Source organism: Paenibacillus sp. MER 180 (assembly GCF_023713665.1).
Lineage (GTDB): Bacteria > Bacillota > Bacilli > Paenibacillales > Paenibacillaceae > Paenibacillus_B > Paenibacillus_B suaedae.
In genome coordinates this window covers 158,418-170,800 of the sequence record NZ_JAMAVT010000002.1, presented here as the reverse complement: position 1 = coordinate 170,800, position 12,383 = coordinate 158,418, and the positions used below count along the sequence as shown (strand labels likewise).

Below are 12,383 nucleotides of genomic sequence, written 5' to 3'. Positions count from 1 at the left end.
ATCAACTCCTACCTCGCTAAAACGGCTCTTACTGCAATTCCTTCATCACTCAACCGTTGCCGCAAGCTTTGGGCAAAGGCAAGTGCATGTGTGCCATCACCATGAATGCATACCGTATCGGCTTGAATCGCCACATCAACACCCTGGACAGCATGGACAACCCCTTCTTTTACCATGCGAATGACCTGCTGTACTGCTTCTTCAGTATCCGTGATCAGCGCATTGGACTCCCGACGCGGCGTCAATGAACCATTCGCTTGATACGTCCGGTCTGTGAATACTTCGTGCGCACAACGAAGTCCAACGGCTTGACCCGCCTTTACCAGCTCACTTCCCGATAGTCCGAATAACACCAGCTCTGGATTCATATCACGGACAGCTCGGGCAATCGCCTCAGCCAGCGCGTAGTTGCTTGCAGCCATGTTGTACAAGGCGCCATGCGGCTTCACATGCTGCATCTTGCCGCCAGCCGCTGTGACAAATCCGTATAGCGCCCCCACCTGATAGACGACCATATCATAGGCTTCCTCAGGAGTGATGTCGAGGTTGCGCCGTCCGAATCCAGCTAGATCTGGTAGTCCGGGATGAGCCCCAATTGCTGTCCCACGCTCAAGTGCTGCTACTACAGTCCGCTTCATGACGGATGGATCGCCAGCATGGAAACCACAAGCAATACTCACGGATGTTACGAACGGCAAAATTGCTTCATCCGAGCCGAGCCGATATGCGCCAAAGCTCTCTCCCATATCACAGTTTATATCGATTTGATGCATAGTACTTTCCCTCCTAACGAATCCGCAGGGATAGTCCCTGCCGGAATTGGGCAATCGCTTGTTCCCGCTTCACATACAAATCCTGTGCTTCTTCTTGTGTAACCTCTGCAAATCGAATATACCCGCCCGGTCTCATTTGGGCGATGAGCGGCAAATCCACACTAATTACATGAGCGATTCGCGGATATCCACCGACCGTTTGTCGATCCGCCAACAACACGATTGGATTGCCTTCCGGCGGCACTTGAATCGTGCCTGTGCTAACGGCAGACGAGATCATGTCAACAGGTTCTGCCACTGTCAACGGCACATCTGCGAGCCGGTAGCCCATTCTGTCCGACTGCGTCGTGACGCGGAATGGCTCCGTCCATAATCGATGCTTGCTTTCTTCACTGAATGTATCGAATTCAGGACCACGGACGACGCGAAGCACCGGATTTTCTTTGTAAGCAGGACGAATCGCAAAGCTGGCCCCCCATGGCATGACAATCGTTTCAAGAGAACATAACTTGAACGGTTCAGCAGCTTCTCCCATCTCCAGTACATCTCCAGCTTCAAGCGCTCGACCATGCAATCCACCTATTCCTGCCCGTAAATAAGTGCTGCGACTACCCATCGCTTCCGGAACGGATATCCCGCCGCTTATTGCCAGATAGGTTCTGCAGCCCGATACAGTTCTCCCGAATTGTAATGTGCTTCCTGCAGGAACATACACGGGACGCCATAGCGGAATGCTCATTCCATCAATGCTAGGAGACAAGTTGCCCCCCGCTAGAGCGATTACGGCACCCTTTTCAAATATAAGCTGCGGCCCAAGCAACGTAATCTCTAAAGCTGCTGCGCCCTCTTCATTGCCTGCCAGCAAGTTCGCCAGCCTGAGTGCGACCGCATCCATTGCGCCACTTGTTAGTACACCATACTTTTGCAACCCAAAGCGGCCAAGATCCTGAACCGTTGTCAGCATGCCCGCCGATTTTACCCGGATACACATGACCCGCGCTCCTCCCATTTCGTGTATTCCTCTTCTGTAATAGGCAAAAAGCGTATTCTATCCCCTGCTCTTAGCAAGGTTGGAGGATTCATATCCGGACGAAATAACGGCACGGGTGTCCGACCGATCAACTGCCAGCCGCCGGGCGTGACGATTGGATACACTCCCGTTTGCATGCCGGCAATCCCTACTGTACCTGATGGAATCGCAAGCCGTGGAGTGGAACGCCTCGGTGCGGCAATCCGCTTCGACATTCCTCCTAGAAACGGAAATCCTGGCGCAAACCCAAGCAAATAGACTATATATTCCCCGCTGCTATGAATGTGAACAACCTCATCCGGTGACAGCTGGTTAATCGCGGCGACTTCATTCAAATCAGGACCGAAGTTCCCACCATAGCATACCGGTATATCGACAGTTCGAATATTGCATTCAAGCTTCATATGTAACGATTGAGCAACAGAAATTTCCAGCCGCGCTTGTGCCTCATCATACCGCAACTGACCCGGATTATAAAATACGGTTACAGTCGTATAAGAAGGGACGTATTCAATCATCCCTTGCAGCGGATGTTCGTCAAGGTAGAGTGACAACAACCGAACCTGCTCATGTGCAGCCTGCCCGATGAGGGTACCAAATTCCACGACAACCGCCGTATCTCCGAGCGGAAAATATCTCATGCAGCTCCCCCTTACGATATTGTTGAGTTCATGATAGCATGATTTCGATTCCTCTATCCATGCCGGGTACGTATTGTGCGAAGTGATAGGCGTTAACGTTATTTGATAAGATGTATACCCCCATAATTTCTGATCCATATAGAAAAAATCTGCATGAAAAAGAAAAAGAGCAGGCTGCAAGGCATCTGCCCGCAATCCTGCTCTCCATTGAACCTAAACTTATTCCGTGACGATATCATGGACAAGCACTGGTGCCTCTGCATGGTCGCTAATCCGAATGTTCTCATAAATCTTAGCAATGACGTCATCAACGTTCTCACGATTTGCATGAATCGTTACCAAAGACTCGCCTGCCTTAACCGCATCTCCAATCTTCTTGTTCAGCATCAAGCCTACAGCAAGATCGATTTCGGACTCCTTCGTTGCGCGGCCAGCGCCAAGCAGCATCGCTGCTGTACCAATCTCGTCAGCGACGATTTCTGCCACTACGCCATCTTCCTTAGCAGGAACTTCGATCTTATAAGCAGCCTGCGGCAGCTTGTTCGGATCGTCGACGACCTCTGGATTGCCGCCTTGGTTCGCGATGAATTCCTTGAACTTCTCCAACGCCTTGCCGTTCGTAATGACTTCCTTCAGCTTCTCTTCCGCCTCTTCCAAGGAGGATGCCTTGCCGGCTAAGAATACCATTTGTCTGCCGAGTGCGAAGCACAGCTCTTCCAGATCCTCAGGGCCATGTCCACGCAGCGTATCAATCGCTTCCTGTACTTCAAGCGAGTTGCCGATTGCACGTCCGAGCGGCTGGCTCATATCGGATATAACAGCCATCGTCTTGCGACCAACATTGTTGCCGATGCTGACCATCGCATGCGCCAATTCCTTCGCATCCTCAGCCGTCTTCATGAAGGCCCCTGCTCCAGTCTTCACATCGAGCACGATGGCATCGGAACCTGCCGCAATCTTCTTGCTCATAATGGAGCTTGCAATAAGCGGAATGGAATTGACAGTTGCTGTAACGTCACGCAGGGCATACAACTTCTTGTCCGCAGGCGTTAAGTTGCCTGTCTGACCGATTACCGCAATTTTATGGTTGTTAACCAGGTTTACGAACTCGTCCTTCGTAATTTCCACATGGAAGCCTTCGATTGCCTCAAGCTTATCAATCGTACCGCCTGTATGGCCAAGCCCACGACCTGACATCTTGGCTACTGGAATATCCAATGCAGCAACTAGAGGGGCGAGTACAAGCGTCGTCGTATCGCCAACACCGCCAGTTGAATGCTTATCTACCTTAACACCCTCAATTGCTGAGAGATCAATCGTTTCACCGGAGTTGACCATGGCCATCGTCAAATCAGCCCGCTCCCGCTCCGTCATATCTTGAAAATAAATGGCCATCGCAAATGCACTGACTTGATAATCCGGGATATCACCTTTGGTATAGCCATCAATAACAAAGTTAATTTCCTCTGTCGTCAGTTCCTTGCCGTCACGCTTCTTCGCAATCAGATCCACCATTCTCATCGTTGATTCTCCTCGCTCTCCATTGGATATATGCTTGAACGCAGGTTCGTTCATCATTCTTAACCAAAAACGAATTCACTATAATGCCAACCCTATAAACGCCTTTGCTTGTTGCTAATGACAAAACTACTTACAGCGAAATAGCTGTCTCCAACGCCACTTCCATCATGTCATTGAACGTTGTTTGACGCTCTTGCGATGTCGTTTCCTCACCTGTCAGCAAGTGGTCGCTAACTGTTAAGATTGTCAATGCATTCACACCATATTTCGCAGCCAGTGTGTACAGAGCCGTTGTTTCCATTTCCACGGCCAATACGCCATAATCCATCAGCTTCTGAACAACAGACTTGTCATCGCGGTAGAACATGTCGGAAGTGAAGATGTTGCCGACATGAACGTTCATTCCCTTCGCAACCGCATTCTCATAAGCCCCCTTCAGCAAGGAGAAGCTGGCGATTGGAGAGTAGTCATATCCGCCGAAGACATGACGGTTCATGCTGGAATCTGTACAAGTTGCTTGCGCAAGCACGACATCACGCACATGAACGTCCTTCTGCATCGCACCGCAAGTACCTACACGGAACAAGTTCTTCACACCGTACTCATTGATCAGCTCATTTACATAAATGCTTGTTGTCGGAACCCCCATGCCCGTACCTTGTACGGAAATGCGCTTGCCTTTGTAAGTTCCCGTGAAGCCGAGCATCCCGCGAACCTCGTTGTAGCAAGTAATACCTTCCAAGTACGTTTCTGCGATATATTTCGCACGCAATGGATCTCCTGGCAACAATATCGTTTCTGCAACGTCGCCTTGTTTCGCTCCAATGTGTACACTCATAGTTATGTTCCTCCAGTATGATGAATTATTTCAAATCCGAATTATTTCAAATCAGATAAAAAGCTCTTGCCATACGCTGGTGCCGCAACTGCAAAGTTCTCGGCAACCGTTGCCGCGATATCTGCAAATGTTCCACGAAGTGGAAGCTCCTTGCCTCCATCTGCAAAGCGCGGAGAATATGCAATCAGTGGAACGTACTCCCTCGTATGGTCAGTGCCTTTGTACGTTGGATCATTGCCATGGTCTGCTGTAATGAGGAGCAGATCCTCATCCGTCATCTTCGCAAATACTTCAGGCAGCCGAGCATCATATTCCTCTAGCGCACGTCCGTAACCCGCTGGATCGCGGCGATGTCCGTACAATGCATCGAAGTCAACGAGATTTATGAAACTTAATCCCTTGAATGGCTCATCCAGTGTCGCGATAAATTTATCCATGCCGTCCATATTAGACTTTGTTCGAATTGCTTGTGTAATTCCTTCGCCATCATAAATATCTGAAATTTTGCCTAATGCGACCACATCGTAGCCTTGATCCTGCAGCTCATTCATTGTTGTGCGGCCAAATGGCTTCAAGGCATAATCATGTCTGTTCGACGTACGCGTAAAGTTCCCAGGCTCCCCTACAAATGGACGTGCAATAATCCGTCCAAGCATGTAAGGGTCATCTCGAGTAATTTCGCGACAGAACTCACAAATCTCGTACAGTTCCTTCAATGGAACTACCTCTTCATGCGCTGCAATTTGTAGAACAGAATCCGCAGAAGTATAAATAATGAGAGCGCCTGTCTTCACATGCTCTTCACCGAGCTCATCGATAATTTCAGTTCCGCTTGCCGGCTTGTTGCCGATTACCTTGCGTCCCGTCTTCGCCTCAATGCGTTCAATCAGTTCCGCTGGGAATCCATCCGGAAACACGCGGAATGGAGTATCAATATACAGCCCCATGATCTCCCAATGTCCAGTCATTGTATCTTTGCCGCGGGAGGTTTCTTGCATTTTTCCATAATAGCCTAGGGGACGTTCGGCCACCTCTATGCCAGGAATCGAGCGAATATTGGACAAGCCGAGTGCAGCCATATTAGGCATGTTCAGCCCTCCGCATTCCTGTGCGATATGCCCGAGTGTATCTGAGCCTACATCATCGAATTGTGCCGCATCAGGTGCTTCACCGATGCCTACCGAGTCCATAACGATAAGATGAATCCTTTTGAATGTTGTCATCATGTCGTTCCCCTTTCCCAAGCTGATTTAGATGCTTACAACGTCCACTTAACCAGAAGTGGACGTTGTGAATATAGTTATAGGAAAATACCTGCAACAATCGCAGACAATACGCTTACCATCGTAGCGCCGTACAGCAAGCGAAGACCGAAGCGTGCCACTACGTTGCCCTGCTTCTCATGAAGTCCCTTCACTGCACCAGAAATGATGCCGATCGAGGAGAAGTTCGCGAACGATACCAAGAATACAGATACGATACCTGTAGTACGCTCAGACAGAGCTAGCTTGCCAAGATCCAGCATCGCGACGAATTCGTTCGCTACCATCTTCGTTGCCATAATGCTTCCCGCATCGACCGCTTCCTTCCAAGGTACCCCCATCAGGAATGCGAATGGTGCGAACACATAGCCAAGCACTTCTTGGAATGAAATTCCGAAGATACTGCCGAAGATGCCGTTGATAAGTGCAATCAAGGCAACGAAACCGATCAGCATCGCAGCAACAGTAATCGCGACCTTGAAGCCGTCCATAATGTATTCGCCCAGCATTTCGAAGAACGATTGCTTATGCTCTTCCTGCACTTCCAGAATATCTTCTTCCTTCGATACCTTATATGGATTCAAAATCGAAGCGATAATAAATCCGCCAAATAGGTTCAATACAAGCGCAGTTACTACATATTTAGGCTGAATCATTGTCATATAAGCACCGACAATGGACATCGATACTGTCGACATCGCAGAAGCACAAAGTGTATATAAGCGGCGCTCCGGCAGCAGCCCGATTTGCTTCTTCACCGAAATAAATACTTCGGACTGACCCAGAATTGCAGATGCTACTGCGTTGTATGATTCCAGCTTACCCATACCGTTAACCTTGCTCAATCCAAGACCGATGTACTTAATAATGAACGGCAAGATTTTCGTGTATTGCAAAATACCAATCAAGGCGGAAATAAAAACAATCGGCAGCAAAACGTTTAAGAAAAATTGAGTGCCTTGAATATCATTCACGATTCCGCCAAACACAAAGTTAATGCCTTCGGCTGCATAACCGAGCAATGATTCAAAAACTTTAGCAAATTTGCCGATTATCACTTCCCCGACACTTGTATTCAACAGCACAAATGCCAAAATTGCCTGCAAAACGACCATTATGGCCAATGGACGATAGCGAATGTTGCGTCGATCCTTACTTGCGATATATGTGAGTCCGAATACAGCCAGCAGACCAATGATCGCAATTACAAATTTCATGTAAAGTTCCCCCCATGCTAGAGCATGCATCGATTTCTTAAAAATGATTTAGAGCACCTTGTTACCGCTTTCAAATCGAACGTGATTTCTATCTTTGTTTTACTCGCTATCCTTTTCCATATCGGCACCTGAAAACGCGCCAGGAAGCAGTTGGGACATTGTCCATTCCTCTGTGTCACCCTTAAGATTCGTCAAGTAAATCTTCGTATCACCATCGCAGAACTCTGCCAACACTTGGCGACAAGCTCCACACGGAGATACAGGCCCTTCCGTATCCGCAACTACAGCAACAGCTTCTACCTTACGTTTGCCTTCCGATACAGCCTTGAATACAGCCGTTCGTTCCGCACAGTTCGTCAAGCCATAGGATGCGTTCTCTACGTTGCAGCCACGATAAATGGTTCCATCCGCTAAAATAGCCGCCCCAACCTGGAAATGAGAATATGGTGCGTAAGCCTGCTTGCGCGCCTCCAGCGCTTCTTGAATCAACTGTTCTTTCATGGGCTGATCCTCCTCATTGGACAGTGAATCATCCCTTCCATAAGCGACTCGCCTACCGAAGGAATGATTCACGTCTCTATTTTAATAAGAAGATGTCGATGTAATGCCATTCATGATGCTGACGCCAGAGCTTGCTCCAATTCGAGTTGCTCCCGCTTCAATCATGTTGTTCACATCTTCCAAGCTGCGAACGCCGCCAGATGCCTTCACACCTGTCTGCTGGCCGACCGTCTTGCGCATAAGTGCTACATCTTCACGAGTCGCACCGCCTGTCGAGAAACCTGTAGATGTCTTCACGAAGTCAGCTCCTGCCTTCACAGCCAGTTCACAAGCGCGAATCTTCTGCTCATCAGTAAGCAGGCAAGTCTCAATAATGACCTTAACGAGTGCTTTGCCTGAAGCCGCTTTCACAACCGCCTCGATGTCCTTCTGCACGAAATCATCGTTGCCGGCCTTCAGCTCTCCAATATTAATAACCATATCAACTTCGGTTGCACCACCTGCAATCGCATCTTGCGTCTCCAATGCCTTAACAGCAGATGTAGATGCACCGAGCGGGAATCCAATAACCGTACATACCTTAACTTCTGTACCAGCAAGCTGCTCTGCACAGTAAGCCACCCAAGTCGGGTTAACGCACACCGAAGCGAATTGATACTGCTTCGCTTCCTCAACCAGCTTGGCAATATCCGCTTGAACAGCGTCTGCCTTCAACATCGTATGGTCAATCATACGTGCTATGCTCATGCTGCACACCCCTTATATTCTTGTGTCATATCCATTTAATAAATGTAATATTGATTTCATGGGTATCATATCATGCGGTCTGAACAGATGTAAAGATCGCTCAGAAATTTTGTTCATTACAATATTATGAACAGCTTTCTTACAATATTTTGAACAAAAAGCGCATAAAAAATCCCTCAGAATAGAATATGGGGCTTCGCCTCCACGTACCTACTCTAAGGGCTTTCATTGTCGCTGCATAGCGGTAATTATTGCAATAATGCTTGCGCCGTAAATTGATCGGTTACCAGTATATTGGCATATTTACCAACAAGCGCTGCACGGATCGCATCAATCTTGCGCTGTCCCCCTGCTACAAGTATCGACTTGTCCTTCTCCCGCAAATCCGGCAAATCAATTCCTACGGTTCGATCATTAATTCCTTCACTGCAAATGCGGCCCTCCGCATCGAAGAATCGCGAGCATATATCACCGACACCTCTGCTCTGCAGCAGCTTCTTCTCTTCACTGCTGAAGTAGCCAAGCTGGAACAACAATGCATCATCATTCACCGTACCCACGGTGAACACCGCAATATTGGCCTGCTTGCCAAGCTGAATGATTCGGCGGATATGCCGATCCTCCTCCACCATTTGCTTCAAGGCGACGCTGTCAAATATAACGGGCAGCGGCAAATAACGGGCAATCGTATGAAAGGCTGATGCAAACAGATTCACCGTCTCCGCCGCATACGTATTCACATGCGAGTGGCTAATGCCTCCCTTGAGCTGTACAACCTCAACGCCTCGAACCTGCTTCTGTTGAAGCTGCTGTGCAACTGCATGCATCGTACGTCCCCATGTTACACCGATAATATCTGTATCTTGAACCGTTTCGGCTAAATACTCAGCTGCTCGCTTGCTAATATGTTTCTGAATTTCCTTGTATTCGTTCACCGGCGAATAGCAGACGAGTGCCGTATCCAGTCCATACCGATGTCTAAGTCGTGCTCCCAATGCATCCAGATCCTCAAGCGGATCGACAATATCGATCCGTACGAACCCTTGCTCCTTCGCATATTGCAGCAGCCGGGATACAGTCGGACGGGATACCCCTAACTTGGCTGCAATGTCCATCTGGCTATAATCCGATAAATAATATAATCTTGCCGCTTCAATACTCAATCGCTGTTTGTCATGATCCATGTCTACAACCCACTTTTGTGAAATGATTCTATGAATATGCCGTCAACACGCATAGGCAAGACAGCCGCAACCTTACTTCATTGAACCTATACTATCATAATCTGCAGATATGTAAACGCTCACGAACGAATCAGAGACTTCTGCCCAATTGTGAACAATCGTTAAAACATTAGCTCCAAATCCTATATTTCCATCACTTTATGAAGCCTTATTCTATTATTCAATAATCCATTAATTACCAATCACAAGCGGGGAAATTACTTGAACATGCGAACAATCATATCACAATCAGGCATGCTGAAATATTCACCCGCTTCAATCTTCATAAGCGCCAGACCTTGAATCATGGACCAATACAGCGTAGTCAGCCGCTTGGCATCCCCGCCGTGAATCTCACCCCTGCGCTGACCTTCCTCTATTATCCCTACCATATGCTTCATTGGACTGGTTAATTGCTGCATCTGTGACTTCACGGAATCCGGCATCGATTGATACGTAGAGGCTTGCAGCATAATGTGATGATAATACACGGCCTCTTCGCGCTCCGCGAACGCACTTAAAATTTGCTGCGTCATCCATGCAATCTGATCCAAGCTGTTCCCTTGAACCGACACCGTCATCAGCATCAATTGATCGGAAGATTGCAGTGCCCGTTCCACTAAGGTTGCGAATATCTCATCCTTCGACTCAAAATAATGATAGACAAGACCATGACTCAAAGAAGCTTCCTTCGCAATGTCGCTAATCTTGGTAGCTACGAATCCTCGATTGGAAAATACCTTTAAAGCGCTGCTTAAAATCTGTTCCTTACGCTCGTCCCGAATCAACTTATTTTGATCCGCATTTCTAGGTGACATATACATACAGCTCTGCACGAACAGCAGCTAATGGAACTAGCAACCGCACGGCAGAGCCCCCTCCTTTACACAATGAATCATTCTACGAATGCCTATACAGATGTATGATCCGAATGCTTCGACTGCACAGCATTTGCCGCATGAAACCGTTCATTCCCCATCAAGAGACCCATCGGCAGAACTAGGGCGGCAGCTATAACCAGCAGCCAGAAGCCGGAGTGAATGGAAGCGACGAGCGACGCTCTTAATGCTGCAGCTGCATGGTCTGGTAACAGCGATGTCGACCCAATCAGCATTTGCGCATTGCTCAACTTATCCAGTACTGCCGAATCCAGCTTCAGAATAGAAGCCTGCCGCTGAATTTCTGTTGCCAGATGCTGATTTACAATGGCCGCCATGATAGACGCTCCAAGCACACCGCCAATCGTACGGAAGAAGGTGACCATCGAGGTCGCGACTCCTCTGTATCGCTCAGGTGCAGTAAGTGTTGCAGCCGTCTGCGCATTCGGCATAAGGATTCCAATTCCAACACCAATTAAGGCTGTATTTCCCCTAACATACCACATATTTACGTCAAGCGGCAGAGTCGTAAATAAGAATGCACTCATTCCCATAAGACTTGACGCGAGCAGCACCGATCCCCTCCAACTGAGCCGCTTCATCAGCATTGTTCCCAGTACAGTACCAACCATAACCGAGAACATCATCGGCGTTAGCGCATTCCCCGCATCCTTCACGTTTCCCCCAAGCCCCGCCTGAATGAAAAATGGAATGTAGAGCAAAGCACCATACATAATCATCCCTTGAACAAAGGAAGCTAGCGAAACGCCAGCAATCGTCCGATTGCGGAATAAGTGAAGAGGTATAATGGCCTCAGATGCCCGCAGCTCGATCCCGATAAATAGAACCAGTGCCAGTGCCCCACCTAGCAGCATAAGCAGTACTTCCCACGATCCCCAAGCATAGTCCTCACCCGCCAGCTTGAATGCCAACAAGAGAATAACAGTTGTCACAATAAGAAGCAGCGCACCGGCATAATCTACCTTCGGCTTGCCTGTATTAGCGCGTGATTCAACCAATGACCAGCACATGATGAAGATTGCTGCGATTCCAAACGGAATATTCACGAAGAAGTTCCAATGCCAGTTGAACTGTTCCGTAATAAAAGCGCCGATTGTCGGCCCAACGACAGAAGAGAGTGCATATACCCCCATGAAGAGAGCTTGGAATTTTCCTGCACGTTCCTGCGGAATAATCGTAAAAACAAGCGTGAACGTAATCGGCATAAGGAAACCAGCTCCTAGTCCTTGAATTCCTCGAAAGACGATAAGCTGGGTCATTGAAGTTGCGAGCCCACATAGCAGGGAGCCTCCCGTGAAGAGGGCCAATCCTGCAATATAAAATCGCTTGCGCCCATACATATCGGACAGCTTTCCCACTACCGGCATGATCGCTGTTGATGCCAGCATGTAAATCGTGAATACCCATGACACCACATCGAGCCCACCAATCTTCTGAACAATGGAGGGTAGTGCAGTAGATACAATTGTTTGATCCAAGGACGACAGGAATATGCTTAACAGCAGGGCTGCTATCGTCCAATTTCGTTTGCTTCGGTTCATTTCCATACGAATGTTCCTTTCTGCAATGCAGTAATTTGCGTGGTTTTTATATTGATTAATTATTCAATCAAAAATATTGTAGAACCACCCTCACAAATAATCAAGTTAATATTCGGAATTCACCTTCTCTTTTTTTGTATTCATGAACAAGATCATCAAATAACCGCTTCAAAGGTGGTTTTTTGTTTCT

12 protein-coding genes are annotated in these 12,383 nt (G+C 48.0%); all 12 read right to left on the bottom strand.

Features of this window, described 5'->3' with window-relative positions; all coding sequences use genetic code 11:
• Positions 1–8 precede the first annotated feature (8 nt).
• The 12 genes from M3661_RS03420 to M3661_RS03365 all read right to left on the bottom strand — a co-directional run bounded on the left by M3661_RS03420 (position 9) and on the right by M3661_RS03365 (position 12,199).
• Positions 9–773: a LamB/YcsF family protein gene (locus tag M3661_RS03420; protein ID WP_251482368.1), complete on the bottom strand. Its 765-nt coding sequence runs from the start codon at positions 771–773 to the stop codon at positions 9–11.
• Positions 774–786: 13 nt separating this feature from the next.
• Positions 787–1,764 (bottom strand): 5-oxoprolinase subunit C family protein, encoded by a 978-nt coding sequence (locus M3661_RS03415; RefSeq protein ID WP_285852758.1) that lies wholly within the window; start codon positions 1,762–1,764, stop codon positions 787–789.
• The gene (pxpB, locus tag M3661_RS03410) at positions 1,749–2,444 is read right to left on the bottom strand and encodes a 5-oxoprolinase subunit PxpB (RefSeq protein ID WP_251482365.1); all 696 of its coding nucleotides are present in this window, start codon (positions 2,442–2,444) and stop codon (positions 1,749–1,751) included. Before pxpB ends, M3661_RS03415 begins: the two co-directional genes overlap by 16 nt.
• A gap of 219 nt (positions 2,445–2,663) precedes the next feature.
• Complete coding sequence (locus M3661_RS03405; protein ID WP_028531337.1) at positions 2,664–3,965, bottom strand: pyrimidine-nucleoside phosphorylase; 1,302 nt, start codon at positions 3,963–3,965, stop codon at positions 2,664–2,666.
• Positions 3,966–4,095: 130 nt separating this feature from the next.
• Complete coding sequence (gene deoD, locus M3661_RS03400; protein ID WP_021256907.1) at positions 4,096–4,803, bottom strand: purine-nucleoside phosphorylase; 708 nt, start codon at positions 4,801–4,803, stop codon at positions 4,096–4,098.
• A gap of 41 nt (positions 4,804–4,844) precedes the next feature.
• Positions 4,845–6,026: a phosphopentomutase gene (gene deoB, locus M3661_RS03395; RefSeq protein ID WP_251482724.1), complete on the bottom strand. Its 1,182-nt coding sequence runs from the start codon at positions 6,024–6,026 to the stop codon at positions 4,845–4,847.
• A 77-nt stretch (positions 6,027–6,103) separates the two neighbouring features.
• Positions 6,104–7,282, bottom strand: coding sequence for a NupC/NupG family nucleoside CNT transporter (locus M3661_RS03390; RefSeq protein WP_021256909.1), 1,179 nt, complete (start codon positions 7,280–7,282; stop codon positions 6,104–6,106).
• 99 nt (positions 7,283–7,381) lie between these two features.
• Positions 7,382–7,783, bottom strand: coding sequence for a cytidine deaminase (locus M3661_RS03385; protein WP_021256910.1), 402 nt, complete (start codon positions 7,781–7,783; stop codon positions 7,382–7,384).
• A gap of 81 nt (positions 7,784–7,864) precedes the next feature.
• Complete coding sequence (deoC, locus tag M3661_RS03380) at positions 7,865–8,530, bottom strand: deoxyribose-phosphate aldolase (protein ID WP_251482362.1); 666 nt, start codon at positions 8,528–8,530, stop codon at positions 7,865–7,867.
• A 248-nt stretch (positions 8,531–8,778) separates the two neighbouring features.
• The gene (locus M3661_RS03375; RefSeq protein WP_065294069.1) at positions 8,779–9,714 is read right to left on the bottom strand and encodes a DNA-binding transcriptional repressor DeoR; all 936 of its coding nucleotides are present in this window, start codon (positions 9,712–9,714) and stop codon (positions 8,779–8,781) included.
• Positions 9,715–9,971: 257 nt separating this feature from the next.
• Complete coding sequence (locus M3661_RS03370) at positions 9,972–10,571, bottom strand: TetR/AcrR family transcriptional regulator (protein WP_065294068.1); 600 nt, start codon at positions 10,569–10,571, stop codon at positions 9,972–9,974.
• Positions 10,572–10,663: 92 nt separating this feature from the next.
• Positions 10,664–12,199: an MDR family MFS transporter gene (locus M3661_RS03365; RefSeq protein ID WP_251482358.1), complete on the bottom strand. Its 1,536-nt coding sequence runs from the start codon at positions 12,197–12,199 to the stop codon at positions 10,664–10,666.
• Positions 12,200–12,383: the final 184 nt, after the last annotated feature.